This window comes from Agromyces cerinus (assembly GCF_016907835.1).
In the GTDB taxonomy this organism is placed as follows: domain Bacteria; phylum Actinomycetota; class Actinomycetes; order Actinomycetales; family Microbacteriaceae; genus Agromyces; species Agromyces nitratus.
The window spans coordinates 2351189-2374682 of the sequence record NZ_JAFBCT010000001.1; the positions used below are offsets into that span (position 1 = coordinate 2351189).

26 protein-coding genes and 1 riboswitch are annotated in these 23494 nt (G+C 71.2%); of the genes, 11 read left to right on the forward strand and 15 right to left on the reverse strand.

All coding sequences use genetic code 11. From position 1 onward, the window contains the following. Positions 1 to 25 precede the first annotated feature (25 nt). Positions 26 to 850: a 16S rRNA (cytidine(1402)-2'-O)-methyltransferase gene (gene rsmI / locus JOE59_RS10920; protein WP_204460470.1), complete on the reverse strand. Its 825-nt coding sequence runs from the start codon at positions 848 to 850 to the stop codon at positions 26 to 28. 52 nt (positions 851 to 902) lie between these two features. Between rsmI and JOE59_RS10925 the strand changes: the two genes are divergently transcribed. Then, positions 903 to 2495, forward strand: a complete 1593-nt coding sequence (locus tag JOE59_RS10925) for a dolichyl-phosphate-mannose--protein mannosyltransferase (RefSeq protein WP_204460473.1) — start codon at positions 903 to 905, stop codon at positions 2493 to 2495. Positions 2496 to 2537: 42 nt separating this feature from the next. On the opposite strand, the gene JOE59_RS10930 is transcribed toward JOE59_RS10925, so the two are convergent. Then, positions 2538 to 3674 (reverse strand): epoxide hydrolase family protein, encoded by a 1137-nt coding sequence (locus JOE59_RS10930; protein WP_204460474.1) that lies wholly within the window; start codon positions 3672 to 3674, stop codon positions 2538 to 2540. Between the two features lie 76 nt (positions 3675 to 3750). Between JOE59_RS10930 and JOE59_RS10935 the strand changes: the two genes are divergently transcribed. Continuing rightward, positions 3751 to 4731 (forward strand): YeiH family protein, encoded by a 981-nt coding sequence (locus JOE59_RS10935; RefSeq protein WP_204460475.1) that lies wholly within the window; start codon positions 3751 to 3753, stop codon positions 4729 to 4731. Here JOE59_RS10935 and JOE59_RS10940 read toward each other — a convergent pair. Genes JOE59_RS10940 through JOE59_RS10955 form a run of 4 tightly spaced genes read right to left on the reverse strand, consistent with a single transcriptional unit; the run spans position 4707 to position 7409 of the window. Continuing rightward, positions 4707 to 5711, reverse strand: coding sequence for an NAD(P)-dependent alcohol dehydrogenase (locus tag JOE59_RS10940; RefSeq protein ID WP_204460476.1), 1005 nt, complete (start codon positions 5709 to 5711; stop codon positions 4707 to 4709). The two genes, JOE59_RS10935 and JOE59_RS10940, sit on opposite strands and share 25 nt — an antisense overlap. Then, complete coding sequence (locus JOE59_RS10945) at positions 5708 to 6736, reverse strand: NAD(P)-dependent alcohol dehydrogenase (protein WP_204460477.1); 1029 nt, start codon at positions 6734 to 6736, stop codon at positions 5708 to 5710. Before JOE59_RS10945 ends, JOE59_RS10940 begins: the two co-directional genes overlap by 4 nt. Then, on the reverse strand, positions 6733 to 6984 hold the full coding sequence (locus tag JOE59_RS10950; protein WP_159441005.1) for a helix-turn-helix transcriptional regulator: 252 nt from the start codon (positions 6982 to 6984) through the stop codon (positions 6733 to 6735). Before JOE59_RS10950 ends, JOE59_RS10945 begins: the two co-directional genes overlap by 4 nt. Beyond that, positions 6978 to 7409 (reverse strand): hypothetical protein, encoded by a 432-nt coding sequence (locus tag JOE59_RS10955; RefSeq protein ID WP_179552469.1) that lies wholly within the window; start codon positions 7407 to 7409, stop codon positions 6978 to 6980. The genes JOE59_RS10950 and JOE59_RS10955 overlap by 7 nt, the downstream gene beginning before the upstream one ends. 207 nt (positions 7410 to 7616) lie before the next feature. Between JOE59_RS10955 and JOE59_RS10960 the strand changes: the two genes are divergently transcribed. From JOE59_RS10960 to JOE59_RS10975, 4 genes are read left to right on the forward strand one after another with little or no spacing between them, the layout of a single operon-like run. Beyond that, positions 7617 to 8996 carry an MFS transporter gene (locus JOE59_RS10960; protein WP_179552468.1) on the forward strand — a complete coding sequence of 460 codons (1380 nt, stop codon included), beginning with the start codon at positions 7617 to 7619 and terminating at the stop codon, positions 8994 to 8996. Beyond that, positions 8993 to 10915 carry a glycoside hydrolase family 2 protein gene (locus JOE59_RS10965; protein WP_204460479.1) on the forward strand — a complete coding sequence of 641 codons (1923 nt, stop codon included), beginning with the start codon at positions 8993 to 8995 and terminating at the stop codon, positions 10913 to 10915. The genes JOE59_RS10960 and JOE59_RS10965 overlap by 4 nt, the downstream gene beginning before the upstream one ends. Beyond that, positions 10890 to 11915 carry a DUF2804 domain-containing protein gene (locus JOE59_RS10970; protein WP_204460481.1) on the forward strand — a complete coding sequence of 342 codons (1026 nt, stop codon included), beginning with the start codon at positions 10890 to 10892 and terminating at the stop codon, positions 11913 to 11915. Before JOE59_RS10965 ends, JOE59_RS10970 begins: the two co-directional genes overlap by 26 nt. Then, entirely contained in the window at positions 11912 to 12994 is a 1083-nt protein-coding gene (locus JOE59_RS10975) for a LacI family DNA-binding transcriptional regulator (protein ID WP_204460482.1), read from the forward strand. Before JOE59_RS10970 ends, JOE59_RS10975 begins: the two co-directional genes overlap by 4 nt. Before the next feature lie 51 nt (positions 12995 to 13045). Here JOE59_RS10975 and JOE59_RS10980 read toward each other — a convergent pair whose 3' ends face one another. Both JOE59_RS10980 and JOE59_RS10985 read right to left on the reverse strand, forming a co-directional pair. Beyond that, a complete protein-coding gene (locus tag JOE59_RS10980; RefSeq protein WP_179552465.1) occupies positions 13046 to 13372 on the reverse strand; it encodes a DMT family transporter in 327 nt (108 codons plus the stop codon). A gap of 12 nt (positions 13373 to 13384) precedes the next feature. Then, a riboswitch (guanidine-III (ykkC-III) riboswitch) is annotated at positions 13385 to 13449 on the reverse strand. 85 nt (positions 13450 to 13534) lie between these two features. Beyond that, positions 13535 to 13834, reverse strand: a complete 300-nt coding sequence (locus JOE59_RS10985) for an antibiotic biosynthesis monooxygenase family protein (protein WP_204460483.1) — start codon at positions 13832 to 13834, stop codon at positions 13535 to 13537. A gap of 102 nt (positions 13835 to 13936) precedes the next feature. Between JOE59_RS10985 and JOE59_RS10990 the strand changes: the two genes are divergently transcribed. Together JOE59_RS10990 and JOE59_RS10995 are read left to right on the forward strand one after the other, a co-directional pair. Continuing rightward, complete coding sequence (locus tag JOE59_RS10990) at positions 13937 to 15232, forward strand: O-acetylhomoserine aminocarboxypropyltransferase/cysteine synthase family protein (protein WP_179552463.1); 1296 nt, start codon at positions 13937 to 13939, stop codon at positions 15230 to 15232. 158 nt (positions 15233 to 15390) lie between these two features. Further along, positions 15391 to 15882 (forward strand): CoA-binding protein, encoded by a 492-nt coding sequence (locus tag JOE59_RS10995; RefSeq protein ID WP_374191138.1) that lies wholly within the window; start codon positions 15391 to 15393, stop codon positions 15880 to 15882. 17 nt (positions 15883 to 15899) lie between these two features. Here JOE59_RS10995 and JOE59_RS11000 read toward each other — a convergent pair whose 3' ends face one another. The 5 genes from JOE59_RS11000 to JOE59_RS11020 form a co-directional block, all read right to left on the reverse strand. After that, positions 15900 to 16745, reverse strand: a complete 846-nt coding sequence (locus JOE59_RS11000; RefSeq protein ID WP_239560210.1) for an ABC transporter permease — start codon at positions 16743 to 16745, stop codon at positions 15900 to 15902. Then, positions 16742 to 17710, reverse strand: coding sequence for an ABC transporter ATP-binding protein (locus JOE59_RS11005; RefSeq protein WP_204460484.1), 969 nt, complete (start codon positions 17708 to 17710; stop codon positions 16742 to 16744). The genes JOE59_RS11000 and JOE59_RS11005 overlap by 4 nt, the downstream gene beginning before the upstream one ends. Positions 17711 to 17738: 28 nt before the next feature. Further along, complete coding sequence (locus tag JOE59_RS11010) at positions 17739 to 18230, reverse strand: Clp protease N-terminal domain-containing protein (RefSeq protein WP_204460485.1); 492 nt, start codon at positions 18228 to 18230, stop codon at positions 17739 to 17741. Then, positions 18223 to 18459 carry a helix-turn-helix domain-containing protein gene (locus JOE59_RS11015; protein ID WP_204460487.1) on the reverse strand — a complete coding sequence of 79 codons (237 nt, stop codon included), beginning with the start codon at positions 18457 to 18459 and terminating at the stop codon, positions 18223 to 18225. The genes JOE59_RS11010 and JOE59_RS11015 overlap by 8 nt, the downstream gene beginning before the upstream one ends. Before the next feature lie 122 nt (positions 18460 to 18581). Then, positions 18582 to 19349, reverse strand: a complete 768-nt coding sequence (locus tag JOE59_RS11020; RefSeq protein ID WP_204460489.1) for an alpha/beta hydrolase — start codon at positions 19347 to 19349, stop codon at positions 18582 to 18584. 101 nt (positions 19350 to 19450) lie between these two features. Here JOE59_RS11020 and JOE59_RS11025 point away from each other — a divergent pair, with 101 nt between their 5' ends. Continuing rightward, complete coding sequence (locus JOE59_RS11025; RefSeq protein ID WP_204460492.1) at positions 19451 to 19888, forward strand: GNAT family N-acetyltransferase; 438 nt, start codon at positions 19451 to 19453, stop codon at positions 19886 to 19888. Positions 19889 to 19904: 16 nt separating this feature from the next. On the opposite strand, the gene JOE59_RS11030 is transcribed toward JOE59_RS11025, so the two are convergent. Next, on the reverse strand, positions 19905 to 20957 hold the full coding sequence (locus JOE59_RS11030; protein WP_204460495.1) for a GNAT family N-acetyltransferase: 1053 nt from the start codon (positions 20955 to 20957) through the stop codon (positions 19905 to 19907). A gap of 175 nt (positions 20958 to 21132) precedes the next feature. Here JOE59_RS11030 and JOE59_RS11035 point away from each other — a divergent pair, with 175 nt between their 5' ends. After that, a complete protein-coding gene (locus tag JOE59_RS11035; RefSeq protein WP_204460497.1) occupies positions 21133 to 22506 on the forward strand; it encodes an L-serine ammonia-lyase in 1374 nt (457 codons plus the stop codon). 76 nt (positions 22507 to 22582) lie between these two features. Then, positions 22583 to 22780, forward strand: a complete 198-nt coding sequence (locus tag JOE59_RS11040) for a hypothetical protein (protein WP_179552451.1) — start codon at positions 22583 to 22585, stop codon at positions 22778 to 22780. 83 nt (positions 22781 to 22863) lie between these two features. On the opposite strand, the gene JOE59_RS11045 is transcribed toward JOE59_RS11040, so the two are convergent. Next, positions 22864 to 23394 (reverse strand): rhodanese-like domain-containing protein, encoded by a 531-nt coding sequence (locus JOE59_RS11045; RefSeq protein WP_204460499.1) that lies wholly within the window; start codon positions 23392 to 23394, stop codon positions 22864 to 22866. Between the last annotated feature and the right edge of the window lie 100 nt (positions 23395 to 23494).

A 23494-nucleotide genomic window follows, 5' to 3' on the forward strand; every position in this document is an offset into this window, starting at 1 on the left:
GAGTCAGCGTCGCTTGCGCGCCGCGTCAGACTCGCTTGCGCGCCTGCAGCGCCGCCTCGTACAGGTCGCGCGTGCTCAGCCCGCTCTCCGCGGCGACGAGGGCGGCGGCATCCTTCAACCGGGTGCCGGATGCCGCGAGCTCGAGCACCCGCGCGAGCGCGTTCTCGGGGTTGGCCTCATGCTCACCGGCGCCGCCGACGACGATCACGATCTCGCCGCGCACCCCGCCCTCGGCCCACGTCGCGAGCTCGCCGAGCGGGCCGCGGCGCACCTCCTCGTACATCTTGGTGAGCTCGCGGCAGACAGCCGCCGGCCGGTCGGCGCCGAACGCCTCGGCGAGCGCGGCGAGGCTCGCGGCGAGCCGTGACGGCCCCTCGAAGAACAACAGGGTGCGACGGTCGCCGGCGAGCTCGGCGAGGCGACGGCTGCGCTCCCCAGCCTTGCGCGGCAGGAACCCCTCGAAGGCGAACCGGTCGGTCGGCAGCCCTGAGACGGCGAGCGCGGTGATCACGGCGGATGGTCCGGGCAGGGCGGTGACCTCGACACCCGCATCGGCCGCCGCCGCCACGAGCGGGAATCCGGGGTCGGACACGGTCGGCATGCCGGCGTCGCTGAGCACGAGCAGGTCGGTGTCGCGGGCGAGCTCGACGAGCTCGGCCGCCTTCTGCCGCTCGTTGTGCTCGTGCAGGGCGATGAGCTTCGGACGGTTCTCGATGCCGAGGCCGGCGAGGAGTCGCTGCGTCACCCGGGTGTCCTCCGAGGCGATGACGGTCGCCGACTCGAGGGCGTCGCGAAGCCGGGCGGAAGCGTCGCCGAGATTGCCGATGGGCGTCGCCGCGAGGATGATCATGGTCTCAAGCATGACACTCGCGGGTCAGCCGGACTCGTTTAGGGTTGGGCGCATGGGAGTGGAGCCGGATCCGGTGGAGGAGCGCCGGGGCACCCGGCTCGACGACTGGTGGGCCCGGGTGCTGTCGACGTCGCGCCGCCGGACGCTCTGGTACTGGGGCGGCCCGATCCTCGTCGCGCTCATCGCCGCAGTGCTGCGGTTCTGGAACCTCGGTCACCCGCAGGCGATCGTCTTCGACGAGACCTACTACGTGAAGGATGCGTGGACCCTCCTCCACAACGGTTACGAGTCGACCTGGCCGAAGGACGCCGATGCCGACTTCGCGGCCGGCGACACCGACATCTTCAACGACGCGGCCTCGTACGTCGTGCACCCGCCGCTCGGCAAGTGGATGATCTCGCTCGGCATGGCCGCGTTCGGCGCCGGCGACGCCTTCTGGTGGCGCGCCTCGACCGCGCTCGCGGGCACGATCGCCGTCTTCCTGATCACGGTCATCGCCCGCCGCCTCTTCGCCTCGACGATCCTCGCGGTCATCGCCGGCCTGCTGTTCGCGGTCGACGGCAACGCGATCGTGATGTCGCGCGTCGCGCTGCTCGACAACTGGGTGATGTTCTTCGCCCTGCTCGGCTTCTGGTTCGTGCTGCTCGACCGGGCTCGGTCGGCCCGCCTGCTCGAGGAGCGGTTGGAGACGGCTCGCGACTGGGGACTCGAACCGCATTACGGGCCGGCGCTCTGGGCCCGACCGTGGGTGGTCGCCGCAGGCGTCGCCTTCGGCGCGGCGACCGCGGTGAAGTGGTCGGGGCTCTGGTTCCTCGCCGCGTTCGGCATCTACCTCGTCGTCGTCGACGCCGTCGCCCGCCGCCGCGCCGGGGTGCCGTTCTGGCTGTCGGCGTCGATCCTGAAGCAGGGCCCGGTCACCTTCCTCCTCCTCGTGCCCGTCGCCGCGGTCGTCTACCTCGCCTCCTGGACGGGATGGCTCGTGACCGACGGCGGGTACTACCGGCACTGGGCCGAAGAGGCGGGCAACGCCGCGACCGGGACGTTCTCGTGGGTTCCACTGGCGCTGCAGAGCCTCTGGCACTACCACGAGGCGGCCTACGGCTACCACGTCGGCGTGCACAGCCCCCATCCGTGGCAGTCGAATCCGCTCACGTGGCTCTTCATGATCCGCCCGACGAACATGTACTACTCCTCGAGCGAAGACGGTTCGGCCGGTTGCGGCGCCGACACCTGCTGGTCGTCGATCATCGAGATCGGCAATCCGCTCATCTGGTGGGCCGCAGCGGCGGCGAGCTTCTATCTGGTCTACCGGCTGGTGCGGTATCGCGAGTGGCAGGTCGGGCTGATCCTCGTGGGGCTCGCGGCGGGCTACCTGCCCTGGCTCGGCTACCTGAACCGCACGGTCTTCCAGTTCTACTCGATCGCGTTCGAACCGTACATGCTGCTCGCGCTCGTCTTCGTGATCGGGCTCGTGCTCGGGCGCCGCGACGACCCGCATTGGCGACGCGAACGCGGCATCGCCGTCGTCGTCATCTTCCTCGCCTTCGTGCTGGCCGTCTCGGCGTTCTTCTTCCCGATCTGGTCGGGCATGCCCGTCACGCCGACGTTCCGGCAGCTGCACTTCTGGCTGCCGAGCTGGGGCTGAGCCCTCGGGCGACCGCCCTCGCTCGCAGCGCGACGACCGGGCTCACTCGCGGAGCGGCCGGAAGAACTCCCGCATAGCAGTGGCGACGAGCTCGGGAGACTGCTTGACCGTGAAGTGCCCGCCGCTCGGCAGCTGCTGCCAGGCGCGGATGTCCCGGTACGTGCGTGCGGCCCAGCTCTGCGGGAACCCGCGTTCGCCGTACTGCACGGCCACACCCACCGGCACCTCGACGAGCGGCATCGGCGCGGTGTCGAAACGGTCGTCGAAGTACGCGCGGAACGAGGTGCCGATGCTCTGCGTCGCCCAGTAGAGCGTGACCGTCGTGAGCACGTCGTCGTCGCTCCACGCCGCCCGGTACGCCTCGTCGCCGCCGCTCCATGTGCGGAACTTCTCGACCAGCCACGCGGCGAGGCCCGCCGGCGAATCGTTCAGCGCCGCGGCGAGCGTGTCGGGCTTCGTCGACTGCAGCTCGCTGTAGGCCGACTCGCCGAGCCACTTCGCGTCGAGCTCAGCGCGGAACCCGATCTCCTCGTCGGTGAGGTCGTCGCGCCGTTCGGCCGAGGGGAACGCGGCATGGGTCGCGAAGAGGCCGAGCACCGACTCGGGGTGCAGCGCCGCCGTCCAGTCGCTGATCCAGGTGCCGACGTCTTCGCCGTAGCTCGCGTATCGCTCGTAGCCGAGCACGTCGTGCATGAGCGCATGCCACCGCTCGGCGATCTCGTTCGCGACGAAGTGCGCTTCACCCGGCGCCTCGGAGAACCCGAAACCGGGCAATGACGGGATGACCACGTCGAAGGTGTCATCGGGCCTGCCGCCGTGACGCGCCGGATCGACGAGGTACGCCGCGATCGGCAGCATCTCGGCGAAGGTGTACGGCCAGCCGTGGGTGAGGATGATCGGCACCGGCGCGGGATCGCGCCGCTCCGCACGAATCCAGGCGAAGTGCACGCGACCTCCGCCGACGTCGGCGGTGAACTGCGGCACCGCGTTCAGCCGTCGCTCGATCGAGCGCCAGTCGAACGCACCGCCCCAGTAAGCGAGCAGTCGCTCGAGTTCGGCCGTATCGGTGCCGGCCGACCACGGGGCCCCCGGCGTCGACGGCGGCAGGCGGCGCCGGGCGATGCGATGGCGCAGGTCGACGAGCACATCGTCGGCGAGGTCGACCGTGAACGGCTCCATGCGGCGACGCTACCGCGGACCGACGACGATCGGCCGCCGCCGATCGAGACCGGCAGCCGTCGGCTAGCGTTGTGAGGTGCGTCGTTTGCTGCCGGGACTCGTCGTCGCGGCATCCGCGGCCCTCATCGCATGGCTCTGCCATCTCGCGCTCCCCGCGGTGCCGCTGCTCACCGCTGCGGTCGCGCTCGGCATCGTCGTCGGCCAGATCCCGGCGCTCCGCGTCGCGCTCACCGGCCCGCTCGCGCCCGGACTGCGGGTCTCCGCCCGTCGGCTGCTCCGCATCGGCATCGTGCTGCTCGGACTGAAACTCAGCCTCGTCGACATCGCCTCGCTCGGCTGGGTCACGATCGCGACGACGGTCGCGGTGGTCGTGATCACCTTCGTCGGCACGATCGGCCTCGGCCGGGCGTTCGGCCTGCCCGGCCACCAGCCGCTCCTCGTCGCGAGCGGGTTCTCGATCTGCGGCGCGTCGGCGATCGGTGCGATGGGCGCGGCGGTGCGCGCCCGCGACGAGGAGCAGGCCGTGCCGGTCGCCCTCGTGACCCTGTGCGGCACCCTCGCGATCGCGGTGCTGCCGGCGCTGTGGCATCCGCTCGGACTCTCGAACGTGCAGTTCGGGCACTGGGTCGGGGCGGGCGTGCACGACGTCGGCCAGGTGGTCGCGACCGCGCAGATCGCCGGCACCGCCGCCCTCGCCGTCGCCGTCGTCGTCAAGCTCACCCGGGTGCTCATGCTCGCCCCCATGGTCGCGATCACCGCAGCCGTCGAGCGGCGACGGGCGGTCGAGGTCGAGGGCCCGCGCCCGGCGATCGTGCCGCTCTTCGTCGCCGGGTTCCTCGCCGCCGTGCTGCTGAACACGTTCGTGCCACTGCCCGAGTGGCTGCTGTCGGGCGCCGACACCCTGCAGACCGCACTGCTGGCGATGGCGCTCTTCGCACTCGGCGCCTCGATCCGGCTCGGCGAGCTCGCGAGCACCGGATGGCGGGCGCTCGTCGTCGGCCTCACCTCGTGGGTGCTCGTCGCGGGCCTCGCCTACGGCGCCGTGCTGCTCGGCTGAGCGCCTGCACCGGCGCTCACGGCGATGACGACCTTGCCGCGCACCCCGCCCGACTCGAGCATGGCGACCGCGGCGGCCGCCTGCTCGAGCGGGAACACCCGGTCGACGACGGGGCGCAGCTCGCCGGCGTCGATGCGCCGGGCCAGTTCGGCGAGGTCGTCGCCGCTGCGCAATGCCGCCAGCGGGCGGAGCCGCTGCGACACGAACGGCGAGGTGAGTGATGCCGCGGCCATCCGCCGCATCGGTCCGAGCACCGTGCCGCCCCGGCCAGACGACAGCACGAGGGTGCCCCGTGGCGTGAGCGAGCGGCGCACGCGACCGAGCGGGTGGTCCGCGACGAGGTCGAAGACGACGTCGTAGCGACCGGCGTTCGCGGTGAAGTCCTCGGCCGTGTAGTCGATCACCTGATCGGCGCCGATCGCCAGCACGTGCTCGGCCTTCGCCCCGCGGCAGACCCCGGTCGCCTCGGCGCCCCGGGCCTTCGCGAGCTGCACGGCGAATCCGCCGACGCCGCCGGAGGCGCCGTTGACGAGCACGTGCTGCCCGGCCGTCACGCCCGCGAGACGCAGGCCCTGCAACGCCGTCGTGCCCGAGACGACGACGGCCGCGGCGTGCACCGCGTCGACGGAGGCGGGCCGTGCGGCGACGAACCGCTCGGGGACCGCGACGAACTCGGCGAAGCCGCCCTGGTCGGATTCCGTGAAGACGGCGTCGCCGACCGCGAACCGCGTGACGGCGGAGCCGACCGCGACGACCTCGCCCGCGACATCCCGGCCGATGATCGGCCGCTTCGGTCGCCGGATGCCGTAGGCGAGGCGCACCGCTCGCGGCTCGCCGCGCATGAGCAGCACGTCGCCCATGCTGACGGCGACCGCCTCGACGCGGATGAGCACCTCGTCGGCGGCGGGCTCCGGCACGTCGACCTCGGCGAGCGCGAGCTCGTCGGGGCCGCCGTAGCGGTGCTGCACGATCGCCCTCATGCCGCGACCGGCTTCGGAGACGGAGCAGGCGACGACGCAGACGCCGCGGGCGCCATCGCGACTACGACGCTGCCGGCCTTGTGCCCGGTGTCGACGCGGCGATGCGCGTCGGCGATGTCGTCGAAGGGGACGACCCGATCGACGACCGGCACGAACGCACCCGCATCGATGAGCTCGACGAGCAGGGCGAGCTCCGCCGCCTTGAGCCGGATGTCGCGGAGCCCCGTGAAGGCGATCGCCGCCCGCCGCCCGTGGCTGAACCAGCGCGTGAGCGGCCACTGCACCATGATCGCGGCCGACGGCACCGTCGTGAGGTAGATGCCGTGCGGTGCGAGCGCGCGGCGGGCGGCGCCGAACGAGCGCTTGCCGACCGCGTCGAAGATCACGTCGTATGCCCCGCGGGCCTCGGTGAAGTCCTCGCGCGTGTAGTCGATCACCCGATCGGCCCCGAGCGAGGTGACGAGCGGTGCGTTCGCGGCGCTGCACACGCCGACGACCGTCGCACCGAAGTGCTTCGCGAGCTGCACCGCCGCCGAGCCCACCGTGCCGGACGCCCCGTTGACGAGCACGACCTGGCCGGGCGCCACCCCGGCGAGATCGCGGAGGAAGGGCAGTGCGGTGAGGAACCCGTCGACCGTCGCGACCGCCCCTGCGGCGTCGAGCCCTGCGGGGAGGTGCGCGATCGGTGCGTCCTCGGCGATCACGACCAGTTCGGCGTGCGCGCCCATCGACGGCGCCAACGTGCCGAAGACCCGGTCGCCCGGCGCGAACCGGGTCACGTCGCTGCCGACGCGTTCGACCACGCCGGCGAAGTCGGAGCCGAGCACCGGGTGCTTCGGCTTCGTGAGTCCGAAGAAGAGGCGGGCGAAGCGCGGGGTGCCGCTGCGCCCGGCGCTGTCGGAGGGGCCGACGGTGCTCGCCTCGACCCGCACGAGCACCTCGCTCGCATCGATCGTGGGTTCGGCTGCCTCCTGCAGGTGCAGCACCTCGGGCGGACCGTATCGTTCGTACACTGCGATTCTCATGATGCCGACTCCTCCGAGTCCGTCGCCGCGTCGTGATCGGGGTACTGGAAGACGTCGTCGAGCGGCACCCCGAAGATCCGCGCGAGTTGGAATGCCATCTCGAGCGACGGCGAGTAGCGCCCCTGTTCGATGGCGATGACGGTCTGCCGGGTCACGCCGAGACGCTTCGCGAGCTCGGCCTGGGTCATCTCGCCGGCCCGGAACCGCAGCGAGCGGATGTCGTTCGTGACCCTCGTCGGCTTCACCACGTCGGCACTCCCCTGCGGTAGGCGACGAGTTTCGTGATGCTCGAGACGACAGCGGAGAGCACGAAGCAGAGGTAGACGGTGTTCGCGATCCAGAAGCCGTCGACGTCGAACATCGCGAGCACGAGCGCGCCGAGGGCGCCGATCACCACGAACGAGCTGCCGACGCGCTCGCCCAGCCGGTCGATCTCCTTGTCGCGCACATCGCCGCGCGTGCTCTCGCTCGGCGAGAGGATCTCGACGAGGATGCGCCCGATGATCGAGGCCACGATCGCGCCGCCGATGACCCAGAGCATGGCCGGCACGTAGTCGATCTGCTCGGCCGCGGTGCCGTTCAGCAGCTGCGGCAGCATGAGCGAGAGGTACACGGTGCTGCCCACGACGGCGACCACGAGGTAGACCCACGTGCCCTTCTCCTCGTACGACATGTGGTCCTCCTCGAAATGTCAGAAATGTTTGACATTGCCAATGTAGAGAATTCTCGACATTGTGTCAAGCATTCTTGACATCTGAGGCGTCGCGACGGCCTCCTTGCGTCGGCGACCTGGCCTCTCAGGACGACGGTCGTGGGGTCGTGCCGGTGCTATCGTGGTCGCGGTTTCAACGTTGAAACCGGCGAGGAGCAACCACCGCACATGCCCACCCCGGACACCATCGGCACTCGGCGCATCGACGCGCTCCGCGCCCCGCATCTCGGCGGCCGCACGTGGACGGCCATCCTCGCCGTCGGACTCGTCGGGCAGCTCGCCTGGGTCATCGAGAACATGTACCTCAACCTGTTCGTCTACGACACGATCTCGACCGACCCCGCCATCATCGCGATCATGGTCGCAGCGAGCGCCGTCGCCGCGACGGCGGCCACGCTGCTCTTCGGCGCCTGGTCGGACCGACTCGCCCGTCGACGCGAGTTCGTCGCCATCGGCTACATCGTCTGGGGTCTCGTCACGGCCGCATTCGGCCTGGTCGGCGGAGGCGCGTCCGGGGCACTCTCGGACGGGGCATCCGGTGCATCGACCGCCGCCGCGGCGACCGCGACCGCCGTGATCGCCGTGATCGCGCTGGACTGCGTCATGAGCTTCATCGGCTCCGGCGCGAACGATGCGGCCTTCGCCGCGTGGGTCACCGATTCGACGGTGCCCGCCAACCGCGGGCGCGTCGACGGATGGCTCGCCATCATGCCGCTCATCGGCATGCTGCTCGTCTTCGTGCTCCTCGACCCGCTCACGCAGTCGGGTCAGTGGGGGCTGTTCTTCGGCATCGTCGGCGGGATCACCGTGATCACCGGCATCGCCGCCTGGTTCCTGGTCCGCGACCGCGGCGTGGCGAAGCACCCGCACGGCGTGCTGCGCGCGATCTTCGAGGGGCTTCGTCCGCAGACCGTCCGACGCGAACCCGCCCTGTTCCTGACGCTCGCGATCTGGACGGTCGTCGGGATCAGCTCGCAGGTCTTCCTGCCGTACGTGCTCATCTACCTGCGCTACTCGCTCGCGCTCGACGGATACGCGATCGTGCTCGGCGTCGTGCTGCTGCTCGCCTCGGCGCTGAGCGTGGCCGGCGGGCGCCTCATGGACCGGATCGGCAAGCCCCGGTTCCTCCCGTACGCCGTCGGAGCGTTCGCCGCCGGCCTCATCGCCATGACCTTCGTGCGCGAGATGACCGGCGTCATCGCCGCCGCGACGGTGATGATGGCCGGCATGATGGCCTCCGTGGCCGCGGTCTCCGCGATGACGCGCGACCGCACCCCCGAAGACCGGGCGGGTGGCGTGCAGGGCGCTCGCATGATCATGGCGATCCTGATTCCGATGCTGATCGGCCCGGCGATCGGCGCCGCCGTGATCTCGGGCGCGGACCACACCTACGTCGACCTCGGCGTCTCGCACCCGGTGCCCGGCCCCGAGATCTTCCTGGCGGCGGCCGTCGTGCTCGTCGTCGTGCCACCGCTCGCGATGCTGCGTGCACGGATGCTGCGGCGCGGCGAGAAGGCCCTGGCCGCAACCCCGGCGGACCGCGCATGAGCCGGCGCACGCCCTGGGCCGGCGACCTCGACCGCGAGCGCCCGCTGCCCGAATACCCCCGGCCGCAGCTCGTGCGGGAGCACTGGCTGAACCTGAACGGCGTGTGGTCGTACGCGTTCACCGCGGGCGCCGACATCGCGGCGCCGCCGATCCCCGAGACGTGGCAGGGCGGGATCGTCGTCCCGTTCTCCCCCGAGGCCGAGCTGTCCGGCGTGGGGCGTCAGCTGCAGCCCGACGAGCGTCTCTGGTACCGGCGGACGGTCCAGGTCCCGGGCGGGGCCGACGGAGGCCGGCTGCTGCTCCACTTCGGTGCCGTCGACCAGCGATGCCGGGTCATCGTGGACGGCGAGGTCGTCGGCGAGCACTCGGGCGGCTACCTCCCGTTCACGATCGACGTGACGGCCCCGCTCGGCGACGGCGCCGAGCACGAACTCGTCGTCGACGTGGTCGATCCGAGCGACACGTCCTACCACTCCCGCGGCAAGCAGGCGCTTCGCCGGGGCGGCATCTGGTACACCGCTCAATCCGGCATCTGGCAGACGGTGTGGCTCGAGCGGGTGCCGGTGGTGCACGTGCGGGAGCTCCGCGTTCGGCCGCTGCTCGACGAGGAGCAGGTCGAAGTGCTGGTCGAGGTCGGCGCGGGCGGGTCCGAGCCCGAGCCCGTGCCATCCGACCGCCCTCGCCCGGCCGACGCACCCCAGGCGACGGTGGTCGTCCTCGACGCCGGCCGGGAGGTCGCGCGAGCGACCGGGCCGGCCGGCCGGCCGATGCGCCTGCCGCTGCCCGGCCCCCACCGTTGGCACCCCGACGACCCGTTCCTCTACGACCTCGAAGTCAGGCTCGGCGAAGACCGCGTCGAGAGCTACTTCGGCATGCGCTCGGTCGGCGTCGCGGCCGACGCGCACGGCCGCCCCCGGCTGATGCTGAACGGCGAGCCGATCCTGCACGCGGCGGTGCTCGACCAGGGCTATTGGCCCGAAGGCCTGTACACGCCGCCATCCGACGCGGCGCTCGTGCACGACATCGAGCAGATGAAGTCGCTCGGCTTCAACGCCCTGCGCAAGCACATCAAGGTCGAGTCGCTGCGCTGGTACCACCACTGCGACCGTCTCGGCATGCTGGTCTGGCAGGATCTCGTGAACGGCGGCCGCCGATACCACCCCGCTGTCGTGACCGTGCCGGTGAAGCTGCCGCTGCGCCTGGACGACCGACGGCACCGACTGTTCGGCCGGCAGGACGCCGCGGGCCGGGCCGACTTCCGCACCGAGCTCGACGAGACCGTGCGCCTCCTCGGCAACGCGCCGAGCGTCGTCGTCTGGGTGCCGTTCAACGAAGGCTGGGGCCAGTTCGACGCGCTCGACGCGGTCGACCGGCTGCGCGCGCTCGACCCCGATCGGGTGATCGATCACGCGAGCGGATGGCACGACCAGGGCGGCGGCGACCTGCGGAGCCTCCACGTGTACTTCCGCCGGATCAGGCCCGAGCGGGCGTGGCGGACCGAGCGGCGGGCGATCGTCGTCTCGGAGTACGGCGGCTACAGCCTGCGACTGCCCGGCCACGAGTTCGGTCCGCGGGAGTTCGGCTACCGCCGCTACCGCACGATCGACGATCTCACCGACGCCTTCGTCGCGCTGCATCGCATCGAGGTCGGACCCGCCGTCGACGCCGGGCTGAGCGGTTACGTCTACACGCAGCTCAGCGACGTCGAGGACGAGCTCAACGGCCTCGTCACCGCCGACCGGACCGTGCTGAAGCTTCGGGCCGACCGGGTGCGCGAGGTGAACGCCGAGCTCGCGGCGCGCTTCGCCACCGCCGTCGCCCCCGCTTCCACCGCCTCACCGACCGCATCGCCCGTTGCCCCCACCGAGTCTCCATTCGAACCAGAGGTCCAGGATGCCCCGCACCATCGTCGAGCGTGAGCTCACCACCCCCGTCGCCCTGTGCCTGCCCGACGGCAGCCTGAACCCCGCCGCAGTCGGCTGGAGCCGCACGCCGCTGCACGACACCTCCGGCATCGACGGACGCCGGGTCTGGGGACGCAACAAGCGCTGGGAGTACTGGGCTGTGACCACGCCCACGCACCTCATCGCGCTCACGGTCTCGTCGATCGACTACGCCGCGGTGCACGCGGTCCTCGTGCACGACCGGCGAACCGGGGCGACACTCGATCGCTCGGCGATCGTGCCCTTCGGCGGCGGGACGACGCTGCCCGCATCGCTCGGCGACGGACCTGCGCGGGCGCGGGCGAAGGGCATCTCGATCGATGTGGAGGAGGTCGAGGACGGCACCCTGCTCCGCGCCGAGGTCGACGGCGCGCGCCTCGAGATCCTGGCCGAGCTGCCCGAGGGGCACGAGCGTCTCGGCGTCGTCGTTCCGTGGTCGACGAGGCGATTCCAGTACACGGTGAAGGACGTCGCTCGCCCCGCGACCGGCTGGCTCGAGCTGGACGCCGCCGAGGCCCGCCGTGAGCGAATCGAACTGCCTGCCGGCGAGAGCTGGGCAGTGCTCGACCACGGCAGAGGCCGCTGGCCCTATCGCATGGTGTGGAACTGGGGTGCCGCCTCGGGCACCGTCAACGGCCGCACGATCGGCCTGCAGCTCGGCGGAAAGTGGACCGACCGCACGGGTTCGACCGAGAACGCGGTCGTCGTCGACGGACGACTCTCGAAGATCGAGGAGGAGCTCGACTGGGAGTACGACGAGCGCGACTGGTTGGCGCCGTGGCGCATCCACGGGGTATCCGCCGACCTGCGCTTCGAGCCGTTCTGGGACCGCGTGAGCGCGACCGAGCTCATCGTCTTCGGCTCGCACGGGCATCAGTGCTTCGGGCACTACTCGGGGTGGGTGCTGGCCGACGGCGAACGCGTGGAGGTCTCCGGGCTCCTGGGCTGGGCCGAGGACGTGAGGAACCGCTGGTGAGCGGCGCAGAGGGGCGCGGGTCCGCGCGGCGTGCGGCGGCGCCGACGCTGAAGGATGTCGCGGCGATCGCCGGCGTCTCCTACCGCACCGTCTCGAACGTGATCAGCGGCAAGGTCCCGGTGAGCGAGGCGACGAAGTCCCGTGTCGAGGCCGCGATCGCGGAGCTCGGCTACCGGCCGCAGCTCGCGGCGCGGCAGCTGCGTGTCGGGCGCACCAACCTGCTCACGCTGTCGGTGCCGTTCCTGTCGTTGCCGTACTTCGCGCAGCTCGCGCACGCGGTGGTCGGCGCGGCCGAACAGGCAGGGTACGACGTCGTCGTCGACGAGACGCACGGCGATCCCGAGCGCGAACTCCGCGCGGTAGCGGGGTACCGAACGCTGCTCACGGACGGCGTCATCCTGAGCGCGATGTCGATCGGCGACGACCAGCTCGCCGCGGCGCGCGGCAGCACTCCGCTCGTCGTGCTGGGAGAGCGGATCCGAACGGCGCGCGTCGACCGGGTCGTCGTCGACAGCGTCACCAGCTCGCGCGATGCGACCGCGCACCTCATCGCGTCAGGTCGGCGCCGCCTCGGCTTCCTGGGCGCGGTGCCGGATGCCGCGAGCGGCGCCGCGGCCGCCGACCTCCGTCTCGAGGGGTTCCGCTGGGCGCTCCGGCGGGCAGGCCTCGAGCCCGACCCGGCTGACGTGCTGGAGATCTCGCCGTGGAACCGCGACTCCCCCGAAGGCGACTACTCGCGCGAGGAGGGCTACGCCCGCACCCGTGCTCTGCTCACCCGCCCACGAGGACTCGATGGGCTGGACGGACTGGTCTGCGCGAACGACCTGCTCGCGATCGGCGCGCTCCGCGCCCTCCGGGAGGCCGGGATCGACGTACCGTCCCAGCTGGCCGTCGCAGGCTGGGACGACGCACCCGAGTCGGCGTTCGCGACGCCACCGCTCACGACCATCGCGCCCGACCTCCGCGAACTCGCGCGTCTCGCGGTGGCATCCGTGCTGCGCCTCGTCGACGACCCCGCCTCGCCGACGCGGGTGGAGCAGGCGCCGTACCGGCTGGTGCGTCGGGCGTCGGCGCCGTAGCAGGCGGCGTCCAGGTCGATCCGCTCGCGGCGTTGTCGGCGCCCTTCGCGCCTAGTGGCTGCCGCCGTCGACGAACTTGAGGCCGACGACGCAGCCGACGAGCCCGACCAGCAGGGCGATCTTGATCCACGAGACATCCGCCTCGCCCGTCACCATCGCCCAGACGACCGTGAGCGCCGCACCGATGCCGACCCAGACGGCGTAGGCGGTGCCGGTCGGGATGTCGCGCATGGCCCAGGCGAGTCCGCCCATCGAGAGGGCGAGTGCGCCGAAGAAGATGACCGACGGCCAGAGCTTCGTGAAGCCCTCGGACTTGCCGAGCGCGGTGGCCCAGACGGCTTCGAGCACGCCGGACACGATGAGGATGACCCAGGCCATTTTGTTCACTCCTGTGGCCAGTCTTGTCGCGTTCCGGGTACTGATCCCTCGTCCGGGGCCGCAGTCGGCGACCTGGTCACGATGCTAGCAACGCAGCCTGTGCAGGCCATGTGCAGCAGGTCGAGCGGAAGCCGCGGCTCACGACCGCTCGCACCAGCCCGCTCAGCGCGCGCGCGCGACCTCGGCGAAGTGCTCGACGACCGGGAACGGCTCGTAGAACCGATGCAGCAGCTCGCGCCAGCGACCGTACTCGGCCGACCCGCGGAACCCCACCTCGTGGGCCTCGACGCTCTCCCACTGCACGAGCAGCAGGTACTCGTTCGGCGTCTCGATCGAGCGCGAGAGGCGCAGGTCGATGAAGCCGGGCATGGCGGCGATGATCGACTTCGCCTCGGCGAATGCCGTCTCGAAGTCGGCCTCCCGGCCGGGGACGACGGGCAGCAGCGCGTGTTCGAGGATCACGAGCCCCACGGTATCGCGTGCGGCGCGCGCCCTCCGCGACATCCGTTGCCCTGCGTTACGCCGTCGAACCGCGCCCGCAGCGGCCCGCAGTAGCGTTGCCGCATGGCAGACCGCGAATACGGCTTCAAGACCCGCGCCATCCACGCGGGCAACATCCCCGACCAGGTGACGGGCGCTCGCGCGCTGCCGATCTACCAGTCGAGCGCGTTCGTCTTCGACGACACCGCCGATGCTGCGGCGCGGTTCGCCCTGCAGAAGTACGGCAACATCTACTCGCGCCTCGCGAACCCGACCGTCGCGAGCTTCGAGGAGCGCGTGGCGAGCCTCGAGGGCGGCCTCGGCGCCGTCGCCACCGCCTCCGGACTCAGCGCGCAGTACATCACCTTCGCGAGCCTCGCGGGAACCGGTGACCACATCGTCGCCTCGGCGAACCTCTACGGCGGTTCGATCACCCAGCTCGACGTCACGCTCCGCCGCTTCGGCATCGAGACGACGTTCGTGCAATCGGCCGACGCCGCCGACTATGCCGCGGCGATCACCGACACGACGAAGGCGCTCTTCGTCGAGACGATCGCGAACCCCTCGGGTGAGATCGCCGACCTCGAGGCGCTCGCCGACGTCGCGCACGCCCACGGCATCCCGTTCATCGTGGACTCGACGATCGCGACCCCCTACCTGAACCGCCCGATCGAGTGGGGCGCCGACATCGTCACCCACTCCGCCACGAAGTTCCTCGGCGGGCACGGCACGACGCTCGGCGGCGTCGTCGTCGAGTCCGGTCGCTTCGACTGGCACTCCGAGAAGTTCCCGCTGTTCGGCCAGCCGGTGCCGAGCTACGGCGGCCTCCAGTGGTCGGGCAACTTCGGCGAGTACGCGTTCCTCACGCGGCTCCGCGCCGAGCAGCTCCGTGACATCGGCCCCGCCCTCGCACCGCACTCGGCGTTCCTGCTCGCGCAGGGCGTCGAGACGCTGCCGTACCGCATCCAGGCGCACATCGACAATGCCCGCGCCGTCGCCGAGTGGCTCGACGCCGACCCGCGCATCGAACGCGTGCTCTGGGCCGGCCTGCCCGGCCACCCGCACCACGACCGGGCACTGAAGTACCTGCCGAAGGGCCCGGGCTCGGTGTTCAGCTTCGAGGTGAAGGGCGGCCGAGCCGTCGGTCAGGCGCTCATCGAGAACGTCAACCTCGCCAGCCACCTCGCCAACATCGGCGACGCCAAGACGCTCATCATCCACCCCGCATCCACCACGCACGCGCAGCTCACCGAGCAGCAGCTCGTCGACGCCGGCGTCCTGCCCGGGGTTGTGCGACTGTCGGTGGGCATCGAGGATGTGGAGGACATCATCGACGACCTCGACCAGGCCCTCACGATCGCGACGGGAGCAGCACGATGACCGCAGAAGCCACGAGCACGGCGGTGCTGAGTCAGACGACGGCGCTGAACGAGACGGATGGCGCGGCATCCGCTGCCCTCGAAGGCGACGACCTCGAGACCGTGCGCCTCGTCAACGGGCTCTCGTGCGAACTGCCCGCGAGCTCACCGCTCGCGAAGCTGCTGAAGTCGCAGCGGACCTGGACCGGGCCCGATGCGAAGCAGCGGCTCAAGATCCTGAACGCGGCGAAGTCGGTCGCGATCGTCGGCGCCTCGCCGAAGCCGCAGCGCTCGAGCTTCTTCGTCGGCACGTACCTGCAGCAGTCGAGCGACTACCGGCTGTACTTCGTGAACCCCATGGAGACCGAGATCCTCGGCCAGCCCGCCTACGCGAGCCTCGCCGACCTGCCCGAGGTGCCCGACATCGTCGTGGTGTTCCGCCGCGGCTCCGACATCCCGCAGGTCGTCGACGAGGTGCTCGCCTCGGGCGCGAAGACCATCTGGGTGCAGCTCGGCATCTGGAACCAGGAGGCCGCCTATTACGGCGAAGAGCAGGGGCTCACCGTCGTCATGGACCGTTGCATCAAGGTCGAGCACGCCCGCTTCCACGGCGGCCTGCACCTGCTCGGCTTCGACACCGGCCAGATCACGGCGCGCAAGACCGTTCGCTGACGAGTGCGGGTCGAGCGCTAGCCGACCCGCCGCAGCGCCTGCTCGCGGCGCTCGGCCACGCGCGATCCCGACTCCCGACGTGTCATGCGCCGCAGCACCATCGGCGCGAGCACGAGCCCGACGATCGCCCAGGCGCCGAGCACGGCCGCGGTCTCGAGCTGCCGCCACGATTCGCCGATCTCGACGACCACCGCGCCGTCGGGCAGGAACGACGCGCGCATGCCGAGACCGAGCCAGTAGATCGGGAACACCTGCGCGATCCACTGCAACCACTCGGGCAGGCCGGTGATCGGGGCGAAGATGCCCGAGATCGCGATCAGCCCGAGGATCGGGAGCGAGAGGTACCCGGCGCCGCGCGGCGTCGCGATCATGGATCCGAGGAGCACCCCGATGGCCTGGGTCGCGACGAGACCGAGCGCCAGCACCCACGCGAAGGTGATCCACGAGCTCGGATCGGCGATCTCGAGGCCCTCGACGAGGAAGACACCGGGGATCAGGACGATGGCGAGGTACGCGAGGATCGTCGCCGAGATCTGCACGAGCTTGCCCACGAGATAGGCGCGGATGCCGTTGGGCGTCGCCTTGGCGCGCAGGAGCGTGCCGTCTTCGCGGTCAGCGGCGAGCTGTTGCACGACGAGCAGCATGCCCAAGGCGACGAACATGCCGAGCGCACCCGGCAGGATCATCGTGCCGAGCGTGGCGCCGGAGCCGCCGATGGCGACATCGCGGAGGAAGGTCACCGCCACCAGCGTGGCCACCGGCCAGAGCAACTGGCCCACGAGTTCCATGCCGGTGAACGCCTGCCGCAGTTCGATGAGACCGCGCCCGACGCCGGCGCGGAGCGCGGGGCCGACGGCGGTCATCGCGATGCCCCATTCGCTTCCGGCACGGGGGCGACCGGTTCTGCCGAGACCGGCTCGACCGCGGCCGATTCGGCGTTCCGCACGAGCGCCAGATAGGCGTCTTCGAGCGATGCCCGGCGGATCTCGAGCTCGCGGATCTCCGCCCCGTCGCGAGCGAACAGCTCGCGCGCGAACGCGGTCGAGTCGGAAACATGTCGCACGAGGTGCTCGCCTCCCGCCACCCAGCGGACCTCGTCGTGCCCGGCGATCTGCCGTGTCAGCTGTGCGGACGTGCCGTCGGCGACGATGCGCCCGGCCGCGAGGACGACGATCCGGTCGGCGAGCTTCTCCGCCTCGTCGAGGTCGTGCGTCGTGATGAGCACCGTGGTCTCGTACTCGTCGCGGATGCGCCGCACCAGCTCGTGGAAGTCGCGTCGCGCCTTCGGGTCGAGGCCCGTCGTCGGTTCGTCGAGGAAGACCAGCTCCGGTCGCCCCACGAGACCGATCGCGACGTCGAGCCGGCGGCGCTGGCCGCCCGAGAGCACCTTGATCGGCCGATCGGCCTGCTCGGACAGGCCGACGGCGGCGAGGAGGTCGTCGACCTCCCACGGCCGGCGGATCGACTCCGTCGAATAGGGCTCGTAGAGCGAGCCCTGGAACGCGAGGAGTTCGCGCACGCGCCACTTCGGGTGGTCGCGCCACGACTGCAGCACGATGCCCATGCGGGCACGCCACTGCTCGGTGCCTCGCGCAGGGTCGGTTCCCAGCACGTCGACGCGACCGGCGGATCGCATGCGGAACCCCTCGAGGATCTCGATCGTCGACGTCTTGCCCGCTCCGTTCGGGCCGAGCAGGGCCAGCACCTCGCCTCGGTGCACCCGGAACGACACGTCGTGCAGCACGTCGGTCGCGCCGTACCGCAGTCGGAGTCCTTCGACCTCGATCGCGAGCTCATCGATGTTCACCGTCGTCCCCTCGTCTGCCATCAGCTCTGCCCCTGCCATCAGCGCGGCATCAGGCTCGACCGAGGGCGGCGATGAGCGCCGCTCGATCGACGCCGGCGTAGGCGAGTGCACGGGGAACGGTGCCGAGATCGGCGCGCAGGATGCCGACGAGCGCGTCGGCGACGGCGAGTCGTTCACGCTCCGCGCGGCCACGTTTCCGGTGGGTCTTGAAGTCAGCGCGTCGCAGCGCTTCGCGCACCGTGGCTCCCCAGGTCGGTCGCGACTTCCGCGTCGCCACGAGTCGCTCCTCGGCGACGGGCTCGATGCCGGCTGCACGCAACGACCGTTCGCGTTCACCGCGGAGCGCGGCGTCCACGCCGTCGTGGTCGAGACCGAACTCGGCGAGCGTGCGACCGGCGAAGTCGTGGCCGGCCGAGATCGCGAGCAGCAGGTGCTCGGCCTCGACGCTCGACGCGCCGCGGTCGATCGCCTCGTCGATGGCGTTGATGATGACCTGCTTCAGCGTCGGATCGAGTGCGTCGTCGTCCAGACGGTCAGGCATTGCGCCTCCTCAGCTCGATGCCGGCCAGTTCGAGCCGGCGGTGGTGCTTCTTGTGCACGGCCTGACGGGTGACGCCGAGCGCCTCGGCGACCTGCGTCCAACTCCAACCGGAGCGCATCGCACGCTCGACGGCCGCGTCCTCGAGTCGGTCGGCGAGCTCGCGCAGGGCGACGACGGCGGCCAGGTCGTCGGCTTCGGCACCGGTCGGGTCCGGAATGTACGGGGTCATGCAAGCAACTTAGGTTGCTTATCTCAGTTTGTCAACTGAAGTTGCTTGAAATCGCCGAACGGAACGGCGTTGCACTCCCGCGTCGGCTGTAGCGACGCCCGGTTCGCCCGGCGCTCCTCCCCCTACTCGCCCCAGAATTCCGCGAGCGCACGCGTGATCTCGTCGCGCACCTCGCGGTCGGAGGCCGTCGCCACGCCGTCGCCGGGCTGCACTCCGTAGTCGCCGAAGCTCCCGTGATTGGCGCCGGCGATCTCGACGAAGGTCGCGTCGGCGGGCAGCAGGTGCGCCGCGCCCTCGATCTTGTCGGGAGTGCTGAGCCCGTCGTCGCTGCCGGAGATGCTGAGCACGGCGAGTCCGGATCCGCTCAGGTCGTTCGCACAGTACGAGCCGAAGAACACGACGCCGGCGACCTCCTCGTCGGCCGCCATCATGCACGCGCGCACTCCACCGAGCGAGTGGCCGCCCACGTACCACTCGGACGCCTCGGGCGCGTGGCGGGTGAACGTCTCGAGCGGCCGCTGGTCGAAGAACGCGAGGTTCAGGATCGGCTTGGTGATGACCACCGTCGTGCCGGTCTCAGCCACCGCGTCGACGAGTTTGGCCATGTACGCATAGGGATCGACCTTGGCGCCGGGAATGAAGACGAGCCCGCGATCGGATGCGTCGTCGACCGGCGTCATGACGATCGAGTCGTCGAACGATTCGATGCTCACGCGCTCATCGGTCCATGCCTCGAGCGAGGCCGGTCGCTCGCCCTGCATCACGGTCTTCGCCCAGACCAGGAACCCGACGACGACGAGGGTCAGCACGACGAGCACCGCGAGCAGCACGCGAACCGCGCGCCTGCCCCATGATGAGCGTTCGGGCCGGTGCGATGCAGTCGTCGACATCGCACCATTCTCCCAGAGCGGCGCAGGCTCCCGGAGCGGCGCGGGCCACCGACCGCGAATTGGCCGTTGCCCCACGTGCCCCGCTGCGATTGCATCGGGGAATGCACGACTCCGCCGACTTCGAATTCTCCGCCGACCCCGCACGAATCGACCTCGATCGGGTGCACACCTGGCTCGCCGACGAGTCGTACTGGGCTGCGGGCCGCTCGCGTGCGGCACTCGAGACGGCGGTCGCGGCTTCGCGCAACTACGGCATCTACGACGGTGCGAGCGGCGCGCAGCTCGCCTACGCGCGCGTCATCACCGACGGCGTCACCTTCGCCTGGCTGTGCGACGTGTTCGTCGACAGCGAGGCCCGCGGTCGAGGCATCGGCGTGGCGCTCATCGAGCAGGTCATGGCGACGCTCGAACCGCTCGGGCTCCGACGCATCGGCTTGACGACCGCCGACGCGCACGGCCTCTACGAACGGTTCGGGTTCCGTCCGCTCGACCAGCCCGAGCAGTGGATGGCGCGCACGACACCGATCGCCGCGCGCTGACCTCGGCGACGGGCGCTCAGGCGGCGGATGCCTCGAGGTCGCGCCCGTAGGCGATCATGAGGAAGCTCGTGCCGTCGGGGCGCTCGAACGTGAACTCGCGCTCGTGCATCCGCTGGAATCCGAGACGGTCGTAGAGCCGCTGCGCCGCGAGCATGTCGGGCCCGGTGTTCAGCACGACTCGCTCGAGGCCGCGGATTCGCGCGAGCCGGATCACGTGCGCCACGAGCACCTCGCCGACACCGCGGCGACGGGCGTCGGCGGCGACGCCGAGGAAGCGGAAGTCGAGCTCGCCGTCTCGCGCGAGCGGCGAGATCGCCGCGCCCGCCACGGGGGTGGATGCCGTGCCGAGCAGCGCGCCGGTCGCGGCATCCGTCGCCACCCAGACCTGGTGGTCGCGCGCGCGCTCGGCCACCGCGACGATGTCGGCGCGATACGCGTCATTCAATTCGAAGTCGCTCGCGTACGCCGATTCGACGAGCTCGGTGACCGCCTCGACCTCGTCGGGACGCATGAGTCGTACGCGGATGTCGGCCCGGTCCTGCAGGGCGAAGCGGTAGGCGAACGCCAGGACGTCGCCGAAATGCTCGTCGCGATCGGGCTGCCGGTCGAAGCCGAGCCGCGCGTAGAGGGCCTGCGCGCGGAGGTTGCGCTCACCGGTGTCGAGCAGCAACGCATCGGCACCCCAGCCCAGGGCGGTCTCGATGCTCGCCCTCATGAGGGCCTCGCCCATGCCGGCGCCCTGCGCTGCGGGGTCGACGGCGACGAGCCGCACCTCGGCCTCCTCGCCGACTGCCACCCGCGAGTACGGCGTGCCCGCACGCAGCACGCTCGCCGTGCCGAGCAGTTGCGCGCCGTCGCCGCTTTCGTCGCCGCCGTCGGCGACGGCCACGAGCACGGCACCGGATGCCGCGCGCCCCGCCACGTCTCGTTGAAGCGCACGTCGCTCCTCGCTCACCGGCAGGTGCCCGTACGGACCCGCCTCGAAGGCCCGAGCGATGAGGGCGGGTTCGATCGTGGTTTCGGCGTCGCCGATCGGGCGGATGACGAAGGGAGGAGTGAGGTGCTGCATCGTCATCCAGCCTACGAGCCGCGCGCAGGCCGACGGGCAGCGCTGCGACGTCCGAAACGTGGGCCTGCGCGAACGTCCCCGATAGCGCGGCGAACGAGCGCGTCGGTCGCCGCATGCGCATGATTCTGCGAATTCCCGGCACAACGCTGCGCGGCGCCCGGCGTAGCCTTGAGGGGTGACAGCGTTCGTCTCAGCCCTCGATCTCTTCTCGATCGGGATCGGCCCCTCGAGTTCCCACACCGTCGGCCCGATGCGCGCCGCACGGGCCTTCGCCGAGCGACTCGCGGGCGACGGCGTGCTCGACCGGGTCACCCGCATCACGTGTTCGCTCTACGGCTCGCTCGGCGCCACCGGCCTCGGTCACGGCACCCCCGATGCGGTCATCGCCGGCTTGGCCGGCCTCGAACCGCACGACTGCGACCCCGACGCGGTGCGCGGCGCCTGGTCGGCGCTCGGCGACGACGGCGCCGAGGTGCGCATCGCCGGCACGCACCCGATCCGGATGCTCCGCAGCGACGTCGCGCTCGTCCCCCGCACCCGCCTGCCCGGCCATCCCAACGCGATGACGCTGCAGGCATGGGGCGACGACCCGCTGCCGCTCGCCGAAGACACCTACTACTCGGTCGGCGGCGGGTTCATCCGCCGCGAGGGCGAGACCGCCTCCGAGGCCGAGGCGCTGCGGCATCCGCTGCCCTACTCGACCGCCGACGAGCTGCTCGCGCTCTGCGAGGAGCACGGCGTCTCGTTCTGCGACGTGGCCCGCTTCAACGAGGTCGCCGTCCACGGCGAGCAGGGTATCGACGACGGCCTCGACGCGATCTGGGCGGCGATGGCCGAGTGCGTCGCGAACGGCCTGTCGGCAGACGGCACGCTGCCCGGCGGCCTCCGCGTGAGGCGGCGCGCATCGCAGGTGCGGCAGCGTCTCGAGGAGTACGACCGCGACGAGCACCTGCGCGACACCTCGACCGAGTGGCTGCAGGCGTTCGCGCTCGCGGTCAACGAGGAGAACGCCTCAGGCGGTCGGGTGGTCACCGCCCCGACGAACGGCGCGGCGGGCATCATCCCGGCGGTCGGTCACTACTACCTGAAGTTCGTCCCGGGCGCGGATGCCGCCGGCATCCGCCGCTACCTGCTGACCGCGGCGGCGATCGCCTCCCTCGTCAAGAAGAACGCGTCGATCTCGGGCGCTGAGGGAGGCTGCCAGGCCGAGGTCGGCTCCGCGTGTGCGATGGCCGCCGGCGCGCTGTGCGCCGTGCTCGGCGGCACTCCTCGGCAGATCGAGAACGCCGCCGAGATCGCGATGGAGCACCACCTCGGCCTCACCTGCGACCCCGTGGGCGGCCTCGTGCAGGTGCCCTGCATCGAACGGAACGCGATCGCCTCGTCGACCGCCGTCTCCGCCGCGCGGCTCTCGCTGCACGGCGACGGCACCCATGTGGTCTCCCTCGACACCGTCATCGAGACCATGCGGCAGACGGGCATCGACATGATGACGAAGTACAAGGAGACGAGCGAAGGCGGCCTCGCGGTCAACGTCATCGAGTGCTGACCGCCGCGCGGTTCGCACGTCGTGTCCCCCGATCGGGACTCTCGCGCGACTCGCGAGCGTCTGCCACGCTGTGCAGATGGACACCCCCGACCCGAATATGCCCGAACTGTTCTGGGGCGCCGGCCTCATCGGCCTCGTCATCGGCCTCCTGATCTATCTCGCCGTGCTCGGGCTCATGCTCTGGATCGGCTACCTGATCATCAAGGCGGCCGTGCGCAACGGCCTGCGCGAACACACGATGTGGCTCGAGAGCCGGCGCGGCCCGCTGCGGTGAGGCGAGCAGCCACGGCCGCATGATGACTGCCGGGTGGGCGCCGGTGTCCCGGCCGGCGCCCGCCCGTGCTCGATGCGCCCGCGTCAGCAGGCGCAGCTGATGGCGCCGTCGACGACGGCGCGCCCGCCGAGCCCCGCCTCGGCGATGTTCGTGAGCGGGTCGGCGTCGAGCTGCGCCGGCCCGTCGACGGAGTCGTAGGCGAAGCCCTCGCGCACCCAGTACTCGAATCCGCCGAGCATCTCCTTGACGGGGTGGCCGAGCAGCGCGAACTCGAGCGCAGCACGCGTCGCCCCGTTGCAGCCCGGACCCCAGCAGTAGACGACGATCGGCGTGCCCGCGGGGATCAGCTCGGCCGCGTCGGCCGCGATGCGGCGCCCGGGCAGGTGCACGGCGCCGGGCACGTGACCCTGAGCCCAGGAGGCATCGTTGCGCGTGTCGACGAGCACGAAGCCTGGGTCGCCGCCGGCGAGCGCGGCGGCGACATCCGAGACGTCGGATTCGAACTCGAGGCGATCACGGAAGTGCGCGATCGCCGCGTCGCTCGTGGCGACGTGGGCGAAGAGGGCGGATGCGGTCGGTGCGGCGGGCGTTGCGGCCGTGATCGTCTCGGTCATGCTGTTCACCCTGTCATCCGTCGACGGTCGAGGGCAGGGGAAATCGCGCCGTCGTGGCGCGACTTCCCGCCACTCCCGGCCACCCGGCCCTGCGCAGGGG

What these genes read in the sequence shown, in the direction of transcription:
- rsmI (WP_204460470.1), bottom strand. Translation starts at nt 850, where the DNA reads ATGATCATCCTCGCGGCGACGCCCATCGGCAATCTCGGCGACGCTTCC.
- JOE59_RS10925 (WP_204460473.1), top strand. Translation starts at nt 903, where the DNA reads ATGGGAGTGGAGCCGGATCCGGTGGAGGAGCGCCGGGGCACCCGGCTC.
- JOE59_RS10930 (WP_204460474.1), bottom strand. Translation starts at nt 3,674, where the DNA reads ATGGAGCCGTTCACGGTCGACCTCGCCGACGATGTGCTCGTCGACCTG.
- JOE59_RS10940 (WP_204460476.1), bottom strand. Translation starts at nt 5,711, where the DNA reads ATGAGGGCGATCGTGCAGCACCGCTACGGCGGCCCCGACGAGCTCGCG.
- JOE59_RS10945 (WP_204460477.1), bottom strand. Translation starts at nt 6,736, where the DNA reads ATGAGAATCGCAGTGTACGAACGATACGGTCCGCCCGAGGTGCTGCAC.
- JOE59_RS10955 (WP_179552469.1), bottom strand. Translation starts at nt 7,409, where the DNA reads ATGTCGTACGAGGAGAAGGGCACGTGGGTCTACCTCGTGGTCGCCGTC.
- JOE59_RS10960 (WP_179552468.1), top strand. Translation starts at nt 7,617, where the DNA reads ATGCCCACCCCGGACACCATCGGCACTCGGCGCATCGACGCGCTCCGC.
- JOE59_RS10965 (WP_204460479.1), top strand. Translation starts at nt 8,993, where the DNA reads ATGAGCCGGCGCACGCCCTGGGCCGGCGACCTCGACCGCGAGCGCCCG.
- JOE59_RS10970 (WP_204460481.1), top strand. Translation starts at nt 10,890, where the DNA reads ATGCCCCGCACCATCGTCGAGCGTGAGCTCACCACCCCCGTCGCCCTG.
- JOE59_RS10980 (WP_179552465.1), bottom strand. Translation starts at nt 13,372, where the DNA reads ATGGCCTGGGTCATCCTCATCGTGTCCGGCGTGCTCGAAGCCGTCTGG.
- JOE59_RS10990 (WP_179552463.1), top strand. Translation starts at nt 13,937, where the DNA reads ATGGCAGACCGCGAATACGGCTTCAAGACCCGCGCCATCCACGCGGGC.
- JOE59_RS11000 (WP_239560210.1), bottom strand. Translation starts at nt 16,745, where the DNA reads ATGACCGCCGTCGGCCCCGCGCTCCGCGCCGGCGTCGGGCGCGGTCTC.
- JOE59_RS11005 (WP_204460484.1), bottom strand. Translation starts at nt 17,710, where the DNA reads ATGGCAGACGAGGGGACGACGGTGAACATCGATGAGCTCGCGATCGAG.
- JOE59_RS11010 (WP_204460485.1), bottom strand. Translation starts at nt 18,230, where the DNA reads ATGCCTGACCGTCTGGACGACGACGCACTCGATCCGACGCTGAAGCAG.
- JOE59_RS11015 (WP_204460487.1), bottom strand. Translation starts at nt 18,459, where the DNA reads ATGACCCCGTACATTCCGGACCCGACCGGTGCCGAAGCCGACGACCTG.
- JOE59_RS11020 (WP_204460489.1), bottom strand. Translation starts at nt 19,349, where the DNA reads ATGTCGACGACTGCATCGCACCGGCCCGAACGCTCATCATGGGGCAGG.
- JOE59_RS11025 (WP_204460492.1), top strand. Translation starts at nt 19,451, where the DNA reads ATGCACGACTCCGCCGACTTCGAATTCTCCGCCGACCCCGCACGAATC.
- JOE59_RS11030 (WP_204460495.1), bottom strand. Translation starts at nt 20,957, where the DNA reads ATGCAGCACCTCACTCCTCCCTTCGTCATCCGCCCGATCGGCGACGCC.
- JOE59_RS11040 (WP_179552451.1), top strand. Translation starts at nt 22,583, where the DNA reads ATGGACACCCCCGACCCGAATATGCCCGAACTGTTCTGGGGCGCCGGC.
- JOE59_RS11045 (WP_204460499.1), bottom strand. Translation starts at nt 23,394, where the DNA reads ATGACCGAGACGATCACGGCCGCAACGCCCGCCGCACCGACCGCATCC.